An 18697-nucleotide genomic window follows, 5' to 3' on the forward strand; every position below is an offset into this window, starting at 1 on the left:
AAAGCTTCGTCCACGGCAAGACTTGCATTGTTGAACAATTGCAACCGGACGACCTGTCGGAACGCATGATAAAGAAAAACGACCAAAGAACGAAAAGAAATTTGAAAACCTATACGTTGTCAAATAAGTACAAATTCCGAAAGATAAATTCAGTGAACAAAAATTACTTCGCTGTAAATTAGGCTTTTCAAAACAAGTTTCCTAACAATAATCTCTAAAGTAAGCAGACTCACTGGAGTTCCTTGATGAACACGGTATCCACGCCGAAGGCGACGGGGCCTGATATCGCCGCGCAGATCACCTATGCGATGCGCAGCATGGGCGTTTCGCCAATTCCGCGTAACTACCAGCTTTTTTACGAAGCCTATATCGGCTCCAACCCGGCCTTGACGAGAGATCTCACGGCACTCGGCAGCCGGGCAACGCAGGAAGAGCTGGACGATCTATGCGCGCACTACTTCGACACCAGCGCTGTCAGACTGATCGACGACGTGCAGGAGCGCGTGCGCCAGGAGCTGGAAGCCCTGTTGAACACGCTGCGTCGCGAACAATCCTCGATCGAGAACTACAACAGAATTCTTGGCGAGACGCGCCAGCGCATCGATGACAAGAACGCGACCAGCACCAACATCCTGAAAAACGCCATTGCCCTTCTGGCAGAGGCTACAGGAACAAAGCTTGTCGATGGCGAAAAGGCCGTCAACGACGTCAACCGCCATGCGGAGGAAATGCATCAGGTTCGTCTGGAGCTGGACGAATACAAGCGCATCGCCAACACCGACTCCCTGACACGGCTTTCCAACCGTCGTGCTTTCGACGATCGGCTTGCCAGCATCTATGACAGCTCTCTCGGACTGAACTACACGACGCTCGCCCTGCTGGATATCGACCACTTCAAGAAGATCAACGACACCTTTGGTCATCCGGTTGGTGACAAGATCCTGGCAACTGTCGCTTCCGTCATTCGCGCCAATGTGCGCAAGGATGGTTTTGTTGCCAGAAGCGGCGGCGAGGAATTCGCCATTATTCTGGATGGCAATACGCCTGAAGAAGTCATGGTGGCCTGCGAACGCATCCGCCTTGCGCTGGAAAGCACGCCATTCCGTCACTCAAAGTCAGGCATCGATTACGGCCCGGTGACGATTTCGATCGGCTTCGCGTCGGCTGCCCAGGCGGACAATCCAGGCGAGCTCTACGCCCATGCCGATACGGCCCTCTACCATGCCAAGGAAACGGGCCGTAATCGCACCGTCTTTTTTGAAGAGGGCATGCAGAAGAACTACGTCGGCAAGAACTGGCTGATCTACAAGAAATAAAGGCTGGAACGCCAAACGAGCTGATAAAAAAGGCCGCGAAAGCGGCCTTTCCTCTATTTTGGCGTCACCACGATGTCACCACATCGTTTTTGCGGCGCGCACCGGCCATTCCCGATCGTAGGTTTCCTGATCGAAGCTTGCCTTTGCGGCCTTCAGCAAGGTGCCGGGCGTTGGCAAGGAGGCCGGATCGACAAAATGTTCGGGGTTCCAAAGTTCGGAGCGCATGAGCGCACGTGCACACTGGAAATAAACCTCGCCGATGGTGATGACGATCACGGTGCGCGGATGCTTGCCATCCATCTCAAAACTCTGCAGCAGGTCTGGATCGACGGAAACCACAGCCGTACCATTGACCCGCATCGTCGTATTGGAACCGGGGATCAGGAACATCAGCGCCACACGCGGATCGCGCACGATGTTCATCAGCGAGTCGACGCGGTTGTTGCCGCGCCAGTCGGGAAGCAGCAGTGTCGTTTCATCCCCGATGCGCACGACACCGTCGCCAGCCTGCGGCCTGTCGCCGCGCGGTGAGCAGTCCATGCCTTCGGGTCCAACCGTCGCCAAAGCCACAAAGGGCGATGCCTCGATCATCTGACGATATTCGGCGGTCAGTGCGCTCGTTACCTTGGCAACCGATGCTTCGGTCACGCCGTCATAGATGGCCTTCAATTCCTCGACGCTACGAATAATCGTCATCTGCCCTCTTCCCTCATCGACATCAGACCATGCCCCCTTCAGGAGAACAACAGCCCGCTTACTCCTCGTCCTGCTCCACCTTTTCCCGTTCGGCACGCTCGCGCGCAGTGCGGGCGGCAACGAGATCGGCAGGCTGGGCATTGCCACGGATCAGCGAACGCCCGGCATAGATACCGCCAACGATTTCCATGGCAAAGCGCTCTGCGTCCCTATCGCGGAACTCCTCGACAAGACGCACCGCATCCTCCTGGTCCTCGCCCATGGCAGTCAACACCTCACCGCTGAAAATCAGCGCCGATTCCAGTGTTTCGCGGATCTGGTAGTCCACCCCGGCCTTCAGCAGATCGATGGCATGGCCACGGTCGAAGGCGCGGGCCAGAACAGGAATTAGCGGGAACTCGTGCTTGACGATTTCGGCGATACGGATCGCCGCTTCCTTGTCATCGACACAGATCAGCACGGCACGCGCCGTTCCGGCGCCGGCGGCATGCAGAATTTCCGCCCGCGAACCATCGCCATAATAGACCTTGAAACCGAACTCCGCCGCATCACGGACGAAATCGGCGTCCCTGTCGATCAACGACAATGTGTAACCGCGCGCCAGAAGCGGCTGACTGACGATCTGGCCGAAGCGGCCAAAGCCAATCAGCAGGATGCTGCCTTCGACATTTTCCGGCATATCGAGATCGTCGGTATTGGGAGCGGCCTTGGGAACGATACGGTCATGCAGGATGACCATTAGCGGCGTCAGCACCATGGAAATGATGATCGTTGCCGTCAGGATGGCGTTGGATTCGCGGTCGAGCACGCCGGCGTTGACCGCCGCCGAATAGAGCACGAATGCAAATTCGCCGCCCTGCGCCATCAGTACCGCCCGCTCCAGGCTTTCGCGGCGCGTCGTGCCAAGCGCACGCGCAACGCCGTAAATCAGGAACGCCTTCAGCAACATGTAACCGGCAACGCTGACCACAACGAGCTGCCAGTTCGCACCGATCACGCCGATATCGATCGCCATGCCGACGCCGAGAAAAAACAACCCGAGCAGAATGCCGCGGAATGGCTCGATGTCAGCCTCGAGCTGGTGGCGGAAAGAGGATTCCGAAAGAAGGACACCGGCGAGAAACGCACCCATCGCCATGGAGAGGCCGCTGACCTGCATCAGAAGCGCTGATCCCAGCACCACCAGAAGCGCTGCCGCGGTCATCACTTCACGCGCGCCGGAGGCGGCCAGAAGCCGGAAGAACGGATTGAGAAGGTAACGGCCCGCCAGAATGAGTGCTCCAACGGCGGAGAGCGCAATACCGACAGAAACCCAGCGCTCGGAGGCCGTAACCTCCTCCCCGCCTGAACCAAGGAAGGCAACCAGCGCCAGAAGCGGCACGATGGCCAGATCCTCGAACAGCAGGATCGCAATGATCCGCTGCCCCTTGAGACTGGACATGCTGTTGCGTTCCTGAAGCATCTGCATGACGATCGCGGTCGACGTCAGCACGAAACCCGTTCCGGCAACGAAGGATGGAATGATCGGAAAGCCAAGCGCGATGCCGATCAGCGTCAGGCCGGCCATGCATACGAGCACCTGAAGTGCGCCGAGCCCGAATATATCCTTGCGCATCGACCACAGCCGTGACGGCTGCATTTCAAGGCCTATGATGAACAGGAACATCACCACGCCAAGTTCGGCGATGTGGAGAATGGCCTGCGAATTGGAAAAGAAACCGAGACCATAGGGGCCCACGACAAGACCGGCAGCAAGATAGCCGAGAACCGAGCCAAGTCCGATCCGCTTGAAAATCGGCGCGGCCACAACGCCGGCAGCCAAAAGCACGACCACCTGAGCCAGATCATTTCCGTTCGCTTCGACCGCCACGCGCCACCCCGTATCAAATGCAGGACGAGGGTGTCGCCCCTCGTCGAATTGCCGTCAAAGTTCAAGAAAGTCCGAAGCAAAGGAGGCGAAGACCCCGGTTTTCCGAAGCATGCCTCTCTCAACACCCTTGATGTGTTCTAACGGGATTGCCGTTACCGGCTCAAGCCTTTTTCCGCCAGTTCCCGTTCATAGGACTGAAACAGTGCGTCACCCGTCTCTCCGAGTTCGCGCAGGTATCTCCATGTGAAGATGCCGCTGTCGTGGCCATCGTCAAAAACGATCCGGACGGCGTAGTTTCCGGTCGCCGAAAGGGCGCGAATTGTGACGTTGCGCTTGCCGGGAACCGTGACCTTCTGCCCCGGCCCGTGTCCCTGCACCTCCGCCGACGGAGAAAGGACGCGCAGCATTTCCGCGCTCAGCCGAAAGGCGGTTCCGTCATCGAACGAGACGGTCAGTTCCTTCCGGTCTTTCGACACACGCAGTTCTATCGGCCAGACATCACTCATTTTTCACTTCCGAAGCAGTGGCTTTTGCGCGAGAATTACGAGCTTGCCCAACGATAGGCAAGGCACTACATCCTAATGAACGCCAAGAGATTTTCTAAACATGTTTGGCGAACGGAGACGGACACGTGAACGGCTTCCTCGGATCGCTCGATAAAGCGCAGTCCCTGACGGAAACAACCGCACCGATGGTAGACCCATTCGGGCGCGCGATCACCTATCTGCGCGTCTCCGTGACCGACCGTTGCGACTTTCGCTGCACCTATTGCATGGCAGAGCACATGACCTTCCTGCCCAAGAAGGATCTTCTGACGCTGGAAGAGCTCGATCGTCTCTGTTCCGTCTTCGTGGCGCGCGGCGTGCGAAAGCTGCGCCTCACCGGTGGCGAACCGCTGGTGCGCAAGAACATCATGGAACTGGTGCGCAATCTCGGCCGTCACGTCCATGCAGGCACACTTGAAGAACTGACGCTGACCACCAACGGCTCGCAGCTTTCCAAATTCGCAGCCGAACTGGCCGATTGCGGCGTCAGGCGCATCAATGTCTCGCTCGACACGCTCGACGCCGACAAGTTTCGCCAGATCACCCGCTGGGGCGATCTCGGCCGGGTCATGGAGGGGCTCGACGCAGCGCTCTCCGCCGGCATCAAGGTGAAGCTCAACGCAGTGGCGTTGAAGGATTTCAACGAGGCCGAAATTCCAGAACTGATGCGCTTTGCGCATGCACGCGGCATGGACCTGACTGTGATCGAAACCATGCCGATGGGCGAGATCGAGGAAGATCGCACTGACCGATATCTGCCGCTGTCCGAACTCAGGGCGTCTCTCGAGCAACAGTTCACCCTGACCGACAACGATTACCAGACGGGCGGTCCGGCACGTTACGTCACGGTCAGCGAGACCGGCGGCAGGCTCGGTTTCATTACGCCGATGACGCATAATTTCTGCGAAAGCTGCAATCGCGTTCGCCTGACCTGCACCGGCACGCTCTATATGTGTCTCGGGCAGGACGATGCCGCAGACCTGCGCACCGCACTCCGGGCTTCCGACGATGATGGCTATCTTTCCAGAGCGATTGATGAAGCCATCCTGCGCAAGCCCAAGGGGCACGATTTCATCATCGATCGCACCCATAAACGCCCCGCTGTTGCGCGTCATATGAGCGTAACCGGCGGTTAGGCGCCAACAGGCGCTTCTTTCTCGCGACCCCCAGATATAAACGGTTGAAATGACATCCGGACCGTGTCACGTCTGAACGGTGGAGGAATGCGGAGTCGTGGCCTTTTTGCAGTGAGAAGTCGCTGCTGAGCCAGACCGACGAACGGCTGCGCATGGTCTAGGACAAGATGGAATGGCATTGACGGACAACACCCGCGGCGCCCTGCTTATGGCGGTTGCGATGGCGAGCTTTACAGCCAACGACGCGCTGACGAAATCCGTCACCCCTTACATCAACACCGGCCAGATCATGTTCGTTCGCGGCATCATGACCGCGATCCTCGTCTATTTTGCCGCACGTCATTTTGGCGCCTTGCGCCCGCTGAAGACACTGTTGCGGCCAATCATCATCCTCCGCTGTCTCTGCGAGGTGACAGCCGCCGTCCTCTATCTGACCGCACTCGGTCTCATCGAATTCTCCAATGCCTCGGCAATCCTGCAATCGCTGCCGCTGGTGGTGACGCTTGGGGCGGCCCTGTTCCTGCGCGAGCCGGTTGGCTGGCGGCGCTGGCTGGCAATCATTGTCGGTTTTCTCGGCGTCCTCGTCATCCTGCGCCCCGGCCCGGATGGCTTCACCTTCGGCGCATTGCTGGTCGTCGCATCGCTTGCCGTCACCGCCGCCCGCGATCTGCTGACGCGCAAGATGTATGCCGATGTCCCCTCGCTTGCCGTAACCGTCATCACAGCATTCGTGAACATGGCGATGGGCGGCCTGCTCATTCAGCCTTTCGGCGGCTGGCAACCGATGAATGGCTGGATCATTTCTCACCTTGCCGGTTCGGCGGTGCTGGTTCTGATCGGCTATCAGGCGATTATCGTCGCCATGCGCACCGGAGAAATCTCCTTTGTGGCGCCATTCCGTTACACCAGCCTCCTCTGGGGCTTCATGATCGGCATCTTCTTCTTCAACGAACGCATAGATTCCTGGACGATCGTTGGGGCGGCCATCGTCATCGGCTCAGGTCTTTATACATTCTACCGCGAAAGCAAGCGCAACCGGTCGCAACTTGCCAAGCGTTCGGCCGTCACACCGACCGAGCCGCCAACCGTCAGGCCGGCTTCCGTTACGGAACCTCACGTAACGAGATCCATGCGCGCGGAAGAAGCGGGAGAGTGACGTGAATACCGGCCGTTTCCTGGACAGGACGACACCGCCCCACATTCTCACGCTGGTCATCATCGCGGGCGTCGCAGCGCTGTGCATGAACGTCTTCCTGCCGTCGCTTGCGGCCATGGCCGTCTATTTTGAAACCGACTACGCGGTCATGCAGTTTGCCGTATCCGGTTATCTCGCTGCCACCGCCTGCCTGCAACTCGTTATAGGCCCCCTCTCCGACCGTTTTGGCCGACGCCCGGTCATGCTCGTCAGCATCGCCATCATGATCCTCGCCACGGTGGTCTGCGGGTTTGCCACCACCACAGGCGTATTCATGGCCGGTCGTGTTGCACAGGCGGCCATCGTCTCGGCTTTCGTGCTGGCCCGCGCCATAGTCAGGGACATGGTGCCGATGGAACAGGCCGCCTCGATGATCGGCTACATCACCATGGGCATGTCGGTCGTGCCGATGATCGGCCCGACGATTGGCGGCATCCTCAACGATGTCTCCGGCTGGCAGGCCAGTTTTGCGCTTCTCGCCATCCTCGGCGTCGTCATCCTGGCGCTGGCCTGGTTCGACCTTGGCGAGACCAACGACAGCAAATCCACCAGTTTTTCCGAGCAGTTCCATGCCTGGCCGGAGCTGTTGCGCTCCCCGCTTTTCTGGGGTTACGCACTGACATCGACCTTCTCGTCGGGCATGTTCTTTTCCTTTCTCGGCGGCGCCCCCTTCGTTGGCAGCGTGATTTACGGCCTCTCACCGGCCATGCTCGGTCTGCAATTCTTCTTCATGGCAACAGGCTATATGATCGGAAACTTCATTTCCGGCCGTTACGCCAGCCGCATCGGCATCACCATCATGATGCTGTCGGGCAATGTCATCGGTCTTGCCGGCATTCTGGCCGCAATAGCACTGACCGGCATCGGCATTCACAGCGCCTATGTCTTCTTCGTACCGCTGGCGCTGATCGGCGTCGGAAATGGCGTGACATTACCCAGCGCCAATGCCGGCATGGTCAGCGTCCAGCCGCATCTTGCCGGTTCAGCCTCCGGCCTCGGCGGCGCCATGACGATTGGTGGCGGCGCCGCACTTTCGGTCCTTGCATCGGCAGTCCTGTCAGAGGAAGCAGGCACATGGCCGCTGCTTCTGGTGATGCTGGTAACCGGCATCATCGCATTCATAACCACCTGGTTCATCCGCGTTGGGGAAAAGAAACACAATGTCCGTAGCTGAACGTTTTCCCGGTCTTGTTCTCGCTGGCGGACTTTCCAGACGCATGGGCGCCAACAAGGCGACAGTCATGCTTGGGAGTGAGCCGCTGCTGGCGCATGTGTTGCGACGCATGACACCGCAGGTCTCGGACGTCGCCGTCAACGCCGCAAATGGTTGGGCAGACCAGTTCGGAAAGCCGGTGCTCCCGGATACGATAACCGGCCACGCCGGCCCACTGGCGGGTGTTCTGGCCGGAATGCGCTATTTCAAGGCTGCTGCAACCGGCAAGAGCCATTTTCTCACCGCGCCCGCCGACAGCCCGTTCTTCCCGCAGGATCTGGCAAACCGCCTCGCAGAACATGTTGCCGGCGACAACGAGATCGTCATCGCCGCCTCCGGCGGTCAGGTTCACCCGGTCTTCGCCCTTTGGCCGGTTGCGCTGGCAGACGATCTGGAAGAATGGCTGCAGGATGAGAAGAACCGGCGCATCCGCGCCTATCTTGCCCGCCATGTGACGATCGGCGTATCCTTCCCACCGCTTGAAACGGTGAATGGCAGTATCGATCCCTTCTTCAACATCAACACGCCGGATGAACTTGCCCTCGCCCGGACCTATCTCGAGAGCATCGAACAGTGAGCGGACAAAAAGTCTTCGGTATCGCCGGCTGGAAGAACTCCGGAAAAACCGGACTTGCAGTGCGCATTGTCAGCGAACTCACCGCCCGAGGCTACAAGGTTTCGACCATCAAGCACGCCCATCATGATTTCGATATCGATAAGGTCGGTGCCGATAGCTGGCGACACCGACAGGCCGGCGCGCATGAGGTCACCATCGTCTCCGGCACGCGTTTTGCCATCATGCATGAGCTGCGCGGTGGGCCGGAACCCTCTTTCGAAGACATTCTAGGACGGATCGAACCATGCGACCTGGTGTTGATTGAAGGCTACAAATACGAGCCGGTGCCTAAGATCGAGGCCCGGCGTCTGGAAGCGGCCAAGTCTGAGCCTTTGGCACCGACCGATCCACACATCATCGCCATTGCCGCCGACCATCCGGTCACCGATAGCGCGCTTCCTGTCTTCGATCTCGACGACACGAACACGATCGCCGACTTCATCGAAAAGACGGTCGGCCTTGTCAGGCCATGAGCTTGGTTCGGACGATTTCCGACACGCGCCATTTGACAGAACACGATGCCACAAAATGAAAAAGCCGGGCTTTTGACCCGGCTTCTTCATTCCTTGAGACGCAATACCTATTCAAGGAAACCTGATGGGTTCACAGGCGTCGCATCCTTGCGAACCTCGAAGTGAACCTGCGGACGCTTTGCACTGCCGGTCATGCCGGAGGTGGCGATTGTCTGGCCACGCTGGACCTTCTGACCGCGCTGAACGTCCAGATTGGCGGCGTTGCCGTAAACGGTGACCTTACCGTCGTCATGGCGAACCAGAACGGTGTTGCCGAGCTGTTTCAGGCCGTTACCAGCGTAGATAACCACACCGTTTTCGGCTGCCTTGATCGGCGTACCCTCGGGAACCGAGATATTGATACCATCGTTGCGGCTGCCATCGACGTTGTCGCCGAAACTGTTGATGACGGCGCCACGGACGGGCCAGCGATACTTGCCAATGCCGGTGGATTCCGGAGCGATGGAGGCAACGTCGGTCTTCTTCTCGATGTCGGCGACACTTGCCGAAGCAGCCGGAGCCGAAGGTGCGGCAGCAGCAGCCGGTGCCTTGTAGGGCTCGGGCTTGGCAGATGCGGTTTCGACCGGTTTGGCAGGTGCGGCTTCCTTGGCAGGGACCGACGCCGTCTTGATCGAGTCAGTCGCGGCACCCGGCATAGTCAAGGTCTGACCGACGCGGATGTTTTCATTCGAAATGCCGTTCGCGGCCTTGAGCGCTGCAACCGAAACACCGTTTTCACGGGCGATCTTGGCGAGGCTGTCGCCCGGCTGAACCTTGTAACCGCCAGCTGGAGGCAGCGGCTTGCCACCCGGAGGTGTCAGCTTGCCGTTTTCAGCAGAAACCTTGTCACGGGCAGCGCCCTGCGACGGCAGAACGGCAACATTCTGATCCGGCGTACGAAGCGGCGTCGGCTGATCGCCATTGCCGTTCAGCGCGATGTTGTCAGCAGCGGCCTTGGCCGGATTGCGGGACTGACCGAACTTCGGAATGAGGATCGACTGACCAGGCTGTACTGCCGAAGCGCTCTTCAGACCGTTGACGCGCAGCAACTCCTTTTCCGGAACGCCGTAGCGGTTGGATAGCGTCTTAATGTTTTCACCGGCACGCAGGGTCACCGACGATGCACCATCCGTGTGCCAGCCGTTATTGTCCGCCTTGATGGTGGACGTGGTGATGTTATCGGGACGTACCGCAGCCTGCTGGGTTGGCGGCGCCAGAGTTTGGGCGGCCTTGGGAGCAGCCGACGGGAACGGCTGCGCCATCGCTTCGCTGCGGGTTGAAGGTTCGCGGCTCGCAGGAGCACCAGGCGCGGAGAGTTCCGAACGCTGGACCGGCGATGCGGAGGCCGAACGGGCCATCGACGGCTGAACGCCACCACCATAACCGCCGGATTGCGGATAGGCCTGACCACCCATGCCCGAATTGGAGGCCATGTTCTGGTTGGCATAACCACCCTGCGGAGCCGAAGCATAACCGCCATTCATGTCGCCCTGCGGCACGGGAACCTGCCCGTACGCACCTGCGCCTTGTCGGTTAGGGATAGATGCCGTCGTCATCTGGTCCGGTCCACTGGAGAAGAGGCCGCTGAACCGCGATGCATCCGAGCTACAGCCCGTTGCGACGCTTGCCAGCAATGCCGCTGCGAACATTTTTGCGACTGATTTTCCGATTTGAGACGAATTACTCATACGCATGACTCGATCTACACTGACGCCAACCCGCCGCATCACGATCGATCCGGCGCAACTTCATTCTTTGCAAGGCATCTTTCCCGAACAGGAAAGCCATGCGTCTATGGAGATGATTAAAGCGCGTTAGTGTTACCACGCCGTTAAAACGTTAAGCCGTTTGGCGCTTTTTTGACACTTCGATAACCATGTCGAACACGACATGTGCCACGAAGAAACAACAATATGATTGAAAATCAGAAGCTTGAGGTAAATCAGCACATTCGAAGACAGACATGAACCGTCTTCGAAAATTTCATTTTGTCACAAATGACGCGCAATGTGGGTTGCCAGAGGCAGATATGGCGTCTCGAACAGCTCTTCCCGCTCGAATCGGCTGCCGGTCTTGGAAAAGCGCGTCATGACACAGCGCTCGTCTTCGGTAATGACGGGCGCAATCATCATGCCGCCGGAGACGATCTGCTCCGCGAAAAACCGGGGCATGGTGGTGAACGCCGCCGTCGAAACGATTCGGTCGAACGTACCCTCACCCACGAGCCCATTGCTGCCATCCGCCTGGCGGATGACGACATTGCGAATCGAGAGGTCGTCGAGATTGTTCTGCGCCGCCTGAACCAGCGTCTTGAAACGCTCGAGCGAGAAAACCCGCTCGACACGCCGCGCCATGATCGCCGTCATGAAGCCGCTGCCCGTGCCGATTTCCAGAACGCGCTGTCCCGGCTTCAATTGCAGGCGGGCAAGTATCTTCACTGCCATGTCAGCCCCTTCCATGAAGGAACCGCAGTCAAGCGGGATCGTGCGGGTGGAATAGGCATCGGCGGCGAATTGTGCCGGCACGAATTTGGAACGCGGGGTCTGTTCCACAGCCGTCAGGAGATCGAGGTCGGAAATCCCCTCGCCCCTCAGCCGAAGCACGAGAGCAGCAAAACCTTCCTTTTCGACCATTGCAGATTTCAATCGGCGACTCCGAATCCCAGTGCCTGTGCAACACGATCCTTGACCGTGTAGTCCGTCAGGTCAAGCTTCAACGGTGTGACCGAAATCTTGCCGTGTTTCAAAGCGTGGATATCCGTGCCTTCGCGGAAGGTGCCGAGACGCTCGCCGAAGCGCAGCCAGTAATAAGGAAAACCGCGACCGTCCTTGCGCTCTTCCACGGTCAGACCGAAATCGAGCTTACCCTGCCCGGTTACGGAAACGCCCTGCACGTCTTTCGGTGCACAATTCGGGAAATTGAGGTTGAGGAATGTCCCGTCAGGCAGGTCGACATTCATCAGCTTGCGGATGAGATCCGGCGCATAGGTCTCGGCGACCTCCCAAGGCGTGACACTGCCTTCGGCATGGTTGAACGCCTGGCTGAGCGCGAAGGAGCGAACGCCCTGCAACGTGCCTTCGATGGCACCGGCGATCGTGCCTGAATAGGTCACGTCATCGGCCATGTTGGCACCGGCATTGACGCCGGACAGAACGAGGTCAGGCTTTTCCGGCAGGACTTCGCGAATGCCCATGATGACGCAATCGGTCGGTGTGCCGCGCAGCGCATAATGCTTCTCGGAAACCTTGCGCAGCCGCAGCGGCTCGGACAGTGTCAGCGAATGCGCCAGACCGCTCTGATCGGTTTCAGGCGCAACGATCCAGACATCGTCGGACAGCGTGCGGGCGATCCGCTCCAGCACCGCCAGACCCTCGGCATGAATGCCATCGTCATTCGTCAACAGAATCCGCATATCAATCCCCCGCAACCCGTTTCATTCGCGCTTCGAACCTCCCCGCCAGCCTTACCGCGGCGGGAATGCCCTTTGTCAGCCCAAATGCATGGGCTGACAGGTCCGGCTCGACGCCGGAATGACGAATCGGAAACTGACCGTGAAACTCAGGCCGCTTTTTCGATCCGCTTCAGGCCGCCCATATAGGGGAGCAGCACGTCAGGAATTGTGACAGAACCGTCTTCGTTCAGATAATTTTCGAGAACGGCGATCAGGCAGCGGCCGACAGCGGTGCCCGAACCGTTCAGCGTGTGAACGAACTTCGTGGCCTTGTCGTCCTTGCTGCGATAACGCGCATTCATGCGACGGCCCTGGAAATCGCCGCAGACCGAGCAGGACGAGATTTCGCGGTAGGTGTTCTGTCCCGGCAGCCAGACTTCGAGGTCATAGGTCTTGCGCGCGCCGAAGCCCATGTCGCCGGTGCACAGCGTCATGGTGCGGAAATGCAGGCCAAGACGCTTCAGAACTTCCTCGGCGCAGGCCGTCATGCGCTCGTGCTCGGCAATCGAGCTTTCCGCATCGGTGATCGAAACGAGTTCGCACTTCCAGAACTGGTGCTGGCGCAGCATGCCGCGCGTATCGCGCCCTGCAGAGCCCGCTTCCGAACGGAAGGACGGCGTCAGCGCGGTAAAGCGCAGCGGCAGCTTTTCACCGTCGAGAATTTCGGCGGCAACCAGGTTGGTCAGCGTCACCTCAGCCGTCGGGATCAACCAGCGACCGTCGGTTGTCCTGAACAGGTCTTCCGAGAACTTCGGAAGCTGGCCGGTACCGAACATCGCCTCGTCACGCACCAGAAGCGGCGACGACACCTCCGTATAACCGTGCTCACCGGTGTGCAGGTCGATCATGAACTGACCGAGCGCGCGCTCCAGACGAGCGAGCTGGCTGGTCAGAACGGTAAAGCGCGACCCCGAAAGCTTGGCGGCACGCTCGAAATCCATGTACCCAAGCGCTTCGCCGATGTCGAAGTGTTCCTTGGCTTCGTGGTTCCAGCCAGGCTTCTGGCCAACAACGCGGGCAACGACGTTGTCGTGCTCATCCTTGCCTTCGGGAACATCCTCAAGTGGAATGTTCGGCAGACGCGACAGGGCATCGTTAAGCTCGGCGGTGACCTGACGGTCCTCCTCCTCGGCGCGCGGCATGTTTTCCTTGATGGCGGCAACTTCCGCCTTCAGCTTCTCGGCCAGTTCGGCGTTCTTCTGCGCCATCGCAGCGCCGATTTCCTTCGACGCGGCGTTGCGGCGCGACTGCATGTCCTGCAGGGACTGGATGACGGAACGGCGTTTCTCATCGAGAGCGATCAGGCCTGCGGCTGCAGGCTCGGCGCCACGGCGAGCAAGGCCCGCATCGAAAGCTTCAGGGTTTTCACGTATCCATTTAATGTCGTGCATCGTCGTTCCAGACCGTTGTTTGCGTCGCCGGCAATATGTCAGCAAAACGCCGGGCGAAGACCCGGCGTGTAGAAGTCGTTGAAGCGGAAAGAGCCTTGAACCTCAGGTTTCTTCCAGCTCCGTGGTTGCGGATTCCGCAGCGCGCTTCTTCTCCACGAGTCGAGCCATGTAGATGGAAATCTCGTAGAGAATGATCGCAGGCAGCGCAAGACCGATCTGGGACATCGGATCGGGGGGCGTCAGCACCGCAGCAACCACGAAGGCAAGCACGATGGCGAATTTGCGCTTTTCCCGCAGCCAGTCGCTCGTCAGAATGCCGACACGGGCAAGCAGGGTCGTTACAACAGGCAACTGGAAAACCAGACCGAAAGACAGCACCAGCGTCATGATGAGGCTGAGATACTCCGAAACCTTCGGCATCAGCGAAATTGCGACTTCACCGTCCTCAGGCAATTGCTGCATGGCCAGGAAGAACCACATCACCATGGGTGTGAAGAAGAAGTAGACAAGCGCCGCACCGATCAGGAACAGGATCGGCGATGCGACCAGGAACGGCAGGAATGCTGCACGCTCGTTCTTGTAAAGGCCGGGCGCCACGAACTTGTAAAGCTGCGAAGCGATAACCGGAAACGCGATGACCATGGCGCCGAACATGGCGACCTTGATCTGCGTGAAGAAGAATTCCTGCGGCGCCGTGTAGATCAGCGACGATTTCGTCACGTCCAGGCCAGCCCACAGAACCGCCCACTTATAGGGAATGACAAGCAGGTTGAAGAGATGCTTGGCAACGGCAAAACAGGCGATGAAGGCAACGAAGAACGCACCGAGCGACCACATCAGTCGCGTGCGCAGTTCCATGAGGTGTTCGATAAGCGGCTGTGGCTTATCCTCGATTTCCTCACTCATGCTTCATCCTTCTTGGCCTTTGCAGCCTTTGGTTTTACCGCCTTTGCCGCGGCGGCCTTGACGCCGTCCTTTGGCGCAGCCGGCTTCTTGACTGCGGCTTTCTTCGGTGCGGCAGCAACGGTCTCTGCACTTGCAGGTGCCTTCTTTGCTGCAACGCGTTTCGGCTTTGCAGCAACCGGAGCCGCTGGTGCCGTGACATCTGCTGTCGCGACAGTGTCGGCAGCAGGTGTCTTCTTGGCGCGGCTGCGCTTCGGCTTGGTCTCGGCAGCTTCAGATGCCGTTGCGACGGCAGGAGCCGACGTGGCCGGGCCGACAGCCTCGACCGGAACGACCGGAGGCGTATCCGGCAGCTTCATCTCCGGTTCCGGCACGCTGACGAGCGGTGCAACAGGCTCGCTCGTCGCGGGTGCAGAGGTTGCGGCAGGCGTCGCCGCTTTCTGCAGGTCCGACTTGATGTCGTTGCCAAGCTGGCGCAGCGGGTTCATCGCGTCGCGCAACGAGTTGGTCGGATTGAGATTGCGGACGTCGGATATGGTCTGGCGCACGTCGTCCATGTCGGCCTCTTTCAAGGCTTCATCAAACTGGGTGCGGAAATCACCCGCCATCTTTCGAAGACCCGCCATCGTCTTGCCGAAGGCGCGGATCATGGGCGGCAAGTCTTTGGGTCCGACGACCACGATCAACACGACCGCAATCACCAGAAGCTCGCTCCAGCCGATATCTAACATCAAAACGCTCCCGAAACCGGTTCGGCAATCTCAAAGCAAACAGGGAAAACCCTGCTTACTTGATCTCGTCAGCCTTGTGCTCGACAGTCTTCGAATTTGCATCGGTAGACTGCGGCGGCGTCTGATCTTCGTCAGCGATACCCTTCTTGAAGCTCTTGATGCCCTTTGCAACATCGCCCATCAGTTCCGGGATCTTGCCACGTCCGAAGAGGACGAGAACGATCACCAGCACGATTAGCCAATGCCACACACTAAAAGAACCCATAACTGAAACTCCTGAATTTCGCTTTCAGACGATGTAAGATGTTTGACGTGGTTTTTCAAACAGCAAATCGCCTCTTCAACAATGAGTGTGCAGAATCTTTTTCCGCACAATTTCCGTGCAGAAGCACAAGTCGATCAATCGTCGCCGTCGCCACCGCTTGGTGCCAGCAATCCGAGCTCTTCCAGATCGAGCTGGGTGATCGGGTCCTCGTCTTCACGCAGGTCGTCGCTCATCATCGGCAACGGGACGCCGAAATTGGAGGGGATGCGGCCGGAGAGCAGCCCTGCCCCCTTCAGCTCTTCGAGACCTGGAAGATCGCGCAGCTCCTCAAGCCCGAAATGATCGAGGAATTCGACCGTCGTTCCGATCGTGACCGGGCGACCGGGGGTGCGCCTGCGCCCGCGAAACCGCACCCAGCCCGCCTCCATCAACACATCGAGCGTGCCGCGTGAGGTCTGCACACCGCGAATCTCCTCGATCTCGGCGCGGGTCACCGGCTGGTGGTAGGCGATGATGGCAAGAACCTCGAGCGCTGCGCGCGACAGCTTCTTCGGTTCCTTCTCGTCGGTGCGGATCACGAAGGACAAATCGCCCGCGGTGCGGAACGCCCAGTTGCCGCCAACCTGAATGAGACCGACCCCACGGCCATTGTAGAACACCTTGAGCTTCCACATCAGCGCCGCCACGTCCATGCCACGCGGCAGGCGCTCGGCAATGAAGGCTTCCGAAACCGGCTCGGCAGAGGCGAACACCAGCGCCTCGGCAATCCGTTCGGCCTCTTTTAGCTGGCGCTCGGAAAACACCGCCGGGTCGTCGCCAACCTCATCCGTCATCAGAACGGTTTCATCGCCGGTATTGTGCTCAGACGTCATTCCTGGTCCTTTCGGCTGCATCGGCCTCGCCGCCTCGCTCGCCCTTGCGCACGTAGATCGGCTGGAACGCCCCCTCCTGCCGGATCTGCAGCGAACCTTCACGCACCAGCTCCAGAGAGGCCGCAAAAGCGCTGGCAATCGCCGTTACGCGCATTGCCGGGTCCGGCACATAACGCAGCAGATAATGATCGAGTGCCGTCCATTCACCAACATCGCCCAGAAGGCTGGTCAGAAGCTCACGGGCCTCCACCAGGGACCAGACCTGGCGTTTTTCAATCGTGACCTGGGTGATGGCCTGACGTTGCCGGAGATTGGCGTAAGCACTGAGCAGGTCGTAGAGACTTGCATCATAAGAGGAGCGGCTGACATGCGGAATATGTTCGGGGGCGCCGCGGGCAAACACATCGCGGCCCAGCTGGTCGCGATTGACGAGCTTCTCCGCCGCATCGCGCATCGCCTCGAGACGTTTCAGCCGGAAAGCCAGCGTCGCGGCCATTTCTTCACCCGAGGGACCGTCGTCCTTGGCCTGCTGGGGAATGAGAAGCTTGGATTTGAGAAAGGCAAGCCACGCCGCCATCACCAGATAGTCGGCGGCAAGCTCGATGCGCACCCGACGCGCGCTTTCGACGAACTGCAGATATTGTTCGGCCAGCGCCAGCACCGAGATGCGCGACAGATCGACCTTCTGGGTCCGGGCAAGATGCAACAGCAGATCGAGTGGACCTTCGAAGCCGGCCACGTCGATGACAAACGCAGCTTCGCCGGTCAGCCGCTCTGGCGTCACATCCTGCCAGAGCTTCTCCATCGGTGTCGAATTGCGAGACTTGTCTGCCGCCATTGCTCCATCCGCCGGGTTTCCGGCCTGTCGTCCCTACCCAGATGGCGCCGACTGTTTTTCAGGAAACGGCCCACATGGCGTTGAATTCGGCTCTCAGTTCCGCCTCATCGGCTGCATCCGCCACCGTAAAGCCGATCTCGACGGCGCGTGCCCGCTCCAGGGCGCGGCCGGAAAGGACGGGAACTTCCTTCACGACCTGAAGCATTTCACCCATCACGCCGTTGCAATGCAAGACTATATCACAGCCGCCCTCAACAATATTCGCCGCCCGCTCGCCAAGCGTGCCCTTGAGCGCATTCATAGAGCTGTCGTCCGACATCAGCAGACCATCGAAGCCGATACGGCCACGGATGATCTCGTCGATGACCTTGGCAGAAGTGGTGGCCGGGCGTTCGCGATCGACGGCATTGAAAACGAGATGAGCGCTCATCGCCATCAATTCGTGTCGGAGGGCGCGGAACGGCACGAAGTCGTGACGATCCAGTTCATCGAGAGGAACATCGACAACTGGCAACTCATGATGCGAATCCACCATGCCGCGACCATGGCCAGGCATATGCTTCATCACCGGCAGCATGCCGCCAGCCTTCAGGCCGTTGGCGGCCGCCTGCCCCATCTCCGCAACCATCTCAGGCGCGTAACCGTAGGCGCGGTTGCCGATGACGTTGCTGGCGCCCTCCACCGGTACGTCCAGCACCGGCAGGCAGTCGACATTGATGCCGAACCTCATCAGATCGAAGGCATGCAGGCGTGACATCAGCCAGGCCGCACGCAATCCCGTCTCGCGATCGCGCTCATAGATCTCACCGAGAATGCGGGCGTTCGGATAGGCCTGAAGGATCGGCGGCTTGATGCGCTGCACACGTCCGCCTTCCTGATCGATCAGCACCGGCGCATTCGGGCGGCCGATAGCGTCACGCATCGATGCAACCAGATCGGTAATCTGCTGCGGCTCGCCGATATTGCGACCGAACAGAATAAAGCCCCAGGGGCGCTCATCGCGATAAAGGGAGATTTCATCCGCCGTCAGTTCAAGACCGCTGCACCCAAGGATCATAGCTTTGGAAACTGTCATGATGTCATGCCCGCAAAAGAAACAGAAAGGGAAGGAAGGCCACAAAAAAGCCGGGAGCGTGGTCGGTCCCGG

General features: G+C 59.2%; 19 protein-coding genes. 6 read left to right on the top strand and 13 right to left on the bottom strand.

From position 1 onward, the window contains the following. The first annotated feature begins 245 nt into the window (after positions 1 to 245). Complete coding sequence (locus FY156_08470) at positions 246 to 1316, top strand: diguanylate cyclase (GenBank protein UXS01507.1); 1071 nt, start codon at positions 246 to 248, stop codon at positions 1314 to 1316. Between the two features lie 75 nt (positions 1317 to 1391). On the opposite strand, the gene FY156_08475 is transcribed toward FY156_08470, so the two are convergent. The 3 genes from FY156_08475 to FY156_08485 form a co-directional block, all read right to left on the bottom strand. Continuing rightward, on the bottom strand, positions 1392 to 2012 hold the full coding sequence (locus tag FY156_08475) for a pyridoxamine 5'-phosphate oxidase family protein (GenBank protein UXS01508.1): 621 nt from the start codon (positions 2010 to 2012) through the stop codon (positions 1392 to 1394). A 58-nt stretch (positions 2013 to 2070) separates the two neighbouring features. Further along, positions 2071 to 3882: a potassium transporter gene (locus tag FY156_08480; protein UXS01509.1), complete on the bottom strand. Its 1812-nt coding sequence runs from the start codon at positions 3880 to 3882 to the stop codon at positions 2071 to 2073. Positions 3883 to 4034: 152 nt separating this feature from the next. Further along, positions 4035 to 4388, bottom strand: coding sequence for a DUF971 domain-containing protein (locus FY156_08485; GenBank protein ID UXS01510.1), 354 nt, complete (start codon positions 4386 to 4388; stop codon positions 4035 to 4037). A gap of 125 nt (positions 4389 to 4513) precedes the next feature. Between FY156_08485 and moaA the strand changes: the two genes are divergently transcribed. The 5 genes from moaA (at position 4514) to mobB (ending at position 9060) form a co-directional block, all read left to right on the top strand. Then, complete coding sequence (moaA, locus tag FY156_08490) at positions 4514 to 5563, top strand: GTP 3',8-cyclase MoaA (protein UXS01511.1); 1050 nt, start codon at positions 4514 to 4516, stop codon at positions 5561 to 5563. Between the two features lie 172 nt (positions 5564 to 5735). Continuing rightward, the gene (locus FY156_08495; protein ID UXS01512.1) at positions 5736 to 6719 is read left to right on the top strand and encodes a DMT family transporter; all 984 of its coding nucleotides are present in this window, start codon (positions 5736 to 5738) and stop codon (positions 6717 to 6719) included. A 1-nt stretch (position 6720) separates the two neighbouring features. Continuing rightward, the gene (locus FY156_08500) at positions 6721 to 7932 is read left to right on the top strand and encodes a multidrug effflux MFS transporter (protein UXS01513.1); all 1212 of its coding nucleotides are present in this window, start codon (positions 6721 to 6723) and stop codon (positions 7930 to 7932) included. Then, on the top strand, positions 7919 to 8548 hold the full coding sequence (mobA, locus tag FY156_08505) for a molybdenum cofactor guanylyltransferase MobA (protein ID UXS01514.1): 630 nt from the start codon (positions 7919 to 7921) through the stop codon (positions 8546 to 8548). Before FY156_08500 ends, mobA begins: the two co-directional genes overlap by 14 nt. Then, positions 8545 to 9060, top strand: a complete 516-nt coding sequence (gene mobB, locus FY156_08510; protein ID UXS01515.1) for a molybdopterin-guanine dinucleotide biosynthesis protein B — start codon at positions 8545 to 8547, stop codon at positions 9058 to 9060. Before mobA ends, mobB begins: the two co-directional genes overlap by 4 nt. A gap of 107 nt (positions 9061 to 9167) precedes the next feature. Here the strand turns inward: mobB and FY156_08515 are convergent, their stop codons facing one another. The 10 genes from FY156_08515 to nagZ form a co-directional block, all read right to left on the bottom strand. Beyond that, positions 9168 to 10748, bottom strand: coding sequence for a peptidoglycan DD-metalloendopeptidase family protein (locus FY156_08515; protein UXS03084.1), 1581 nt, complete (start codon positions 10746 to 10748; stop codon positions 9168 to 9170). 342 nt (positions 10749 to 11090) lie between these two features. Then, positions 11091 to 11732 carry a protein-L-isoaspartate(D-aspartate) O-methyltransferase gene (locus FY156_08520; protein UXS03085.1) on the bottom strand — a complete coding sequence of 214 codons (642 nt, stop codon included), beginning with the start codon at positions 11730 to 11732 and terminating at the stop codon, positions 11091 to 11093. Between the two features lie 8 nt (positions 11733 to 11740). Further along, the gene (gene surE / locus FY156_08525) at positions 11741 to 12511 is read right to left on the bottom strand and encodes a 5'/3'-nucleotidase SurE (protein UXS01516.1); all 771 of its coding nucleotides are present in this window, start codon (positions 12509 to 12511) and stop codon (positions 11741 to 11743) included. Between the two features lie 146 nt (positions 12512 to 12657). Beyond that, complete coding sequence (gene serS, locus FY156_08530) at positions 12658 to 13941, bottom strand: serine--tRNA ligase (protein ID UXS01517.1); 1284 nt, start codon at positions 13939 to 13941, stop codon at positions 12658 to 12660. A 102-nt stretch (positions 13942 to 14043) separates the two neighbouring features. Then, entirely contained in the window at positions 14044 to 14847 is an 804-nt protein-coding gene (gene tatC, locus FY156_08535; protein ID UXS01518.1) for a twin-arginine translocase subunit TatC, read from the bottom strand. Next, positions 14844 to 15575: a twin-arginine translocase subunit TatB gene (gene tatB / locus FY156_08540; GenBank protein UXS01519.1), complete on the bottom strand. Its 732-nt coding sequence runs from the start codon at positions 15573 to 15575 to the stop codon at positions 14844 to 14846. Before tatB ends, tatC begins: the two co-directional genes overlap by 4 nt. Positions 15576 to 15630: 55 nt before the next feature. Beyond that, complete coding sequence (locus tag FY156_08545) at positions 15631 to 15840, bottom strand: twin-arginine translocase TatA/TatE family subunit (protein ID UXS01520.1); 210 nt, start codon at positions 15838 to 15840, stop codon at positions 15631 to 15633. Between the two features lie 134 nt (positions 15841 to 15974). Then, positions 15975 to 16712 (bottom strand): SMC-Scp complex subunit ScpB, encoded by a 738-nt coding sequence (gene scpB, locus FY156_08550; GenBank protein ID UXS01521.1) that lies wholly within the window; start codon positions 16710 to 16712, stop codon positions 15975 to 15977. Beyond that, positions 16702 to 17550 (bottom strand): segregation/condensation protein A, encoded by an 849-nt coding sequence (locus FY156_08555; GenBank protein ID UXS01522.1) that lies wholly within the window; start codon positions 17548 to 17550, stop codon positions 16702 to 16704. The genes scpB and FY156_08555 overlap by 11 nt, the downstream gene beginning before the upstream one ends. 58 nt (positions 17551 to 17608) lie before the next feature. After that, complete coding sequence (gene nagZ, locus FY156_08560) at positions 17609 to 18625, bottom strand: beta-N-acetylhexosaminidase (protein ID UXS01523.1); 1017 nt, start codon at positions 18623 to 18625, stop codon at positions 17609 to 17611. Between the last annotated feature and the right edge of the window lie 72 nt (positions 18626 to 18697).

The sequence above is a fragment of the Agrobacterium tumefaciens genome, assembly GCA_025559845.1.
In the GTDB taxonomy this organism is placed as follows: domain Bacteria; phylum Pseudomonadota; class Alphaproteobacteria; order Rhizobiales; family Rhizobiaceae; genus Agrobacterium.

What these genes read in the sequence shown, in the direction of transcription:
- surE (UXS01516.1), bottom strand. Translation starts at nt 12,511, where the DNA reads ATGCGGATTCTGTTGACGAATGACGATGGCATTCATGCCGAGGGTCTG.
- FY156_08485 (UXS01510.1), bottom strand. Translation starts at nt 4,388, where the DNA reads ATGAGTGATGTCTGGCCGATAGAACTGCGTGTGTCGAAAGACCGGAAG.
- FY156_08555 (UXS01522.1), bottom strand. Translation starts at nt 17,550, where the DNA reads ATGGCGGCAGACAAGTCTCGCAATTCGACACCGATGGAGAAGCTCTGG.
- nagZ (UXS01523.1), bottom strand. Translation starts at nt 18,625, where the DNA reads ATGACAGTTTCCAAAGCTATGATCCTTGGGTGCAGCGGTCTTGAACTG.
- serS (UXS01517.1), bottom strand. Translation starts at nt 13,941, where the DNA reads ATGCACGACATTAAATGGATACGTGAAAACCCTGAAGCTTTCGATGCG.
- FY156_08495 (UXS01512.1), top strand. Translation starts at nt 5,736, where the DNA reads ATGGCATTGACGGACAACACCCGCGGCGCCCTGCTTATGGCGGTTGCG.
- FY156_08520 (UXS03085.1), bottom strand. Translation starts at nt 11,732, where the DNA reads ATGGTCGAAAAGGAAGGTTTTGCTGCTCTCGTGCTTCGGCTGAGGGGC.
- mobA (UXS01514.1), top strand. Translation starts at nt 7,919, where the DNA reads ATGTCCGTAGCTGAACGTTTTCCCGGTCTTGTTCTCGCTGGCGGACTT.
- scpB (UXS01521.1), bottom strand. Translation starts at nt 16,712, where the DNA reads ATGACGTCTGAGCACAATACCGGCGATGAAACCGTTCTGATGACGGAT.
- FY156_08470 (UXS01507.1), top strand. Translation starts at nt 246, where the DNA reads ATGAACACGGTATCCACGCCGAAGGCGACGGGGCCTGATATCGCCGCG.
- FY156_08475 (UXS01508.1), bottom strand. Translation starts at nt 2,012, where the DNA reads ATGACGATTATTCGTAGCGTCGAGGAATTGAAGGCCATCTATGACGGC.
- FY156_08545 (UXS01520.1), bottom strand. Translation starts at nt 15,840, where the DNA reads ATGGGTTCTTTTAGTGTGTGGCATTGGCTAATCGTGCTGGTGATCGTT.
- FY156_08515 (UXS03084.1), bottom strand. Translation starts at nt 10,748, where the DNA reads ATGTTCGCAGCGGCATTGCTGGCAAGCGTCGCAACGGGCTGTAGCTCG.
- tatC (UXS01518.1), bottom strand. Translation starts at nt 14,847, where the DNA reads ATGAGTGAGGAAATCGAGGATAAGCCACAGCCGCTTATCGAACACCTC.
- tatB (UXS01519.1), bottom strand. Translation starts at nt 15,575, where the DNA reads ATGTTAGATATCGGCTGGAGCGAGCTTCTGGTGATTGCGGTCGTGTTG.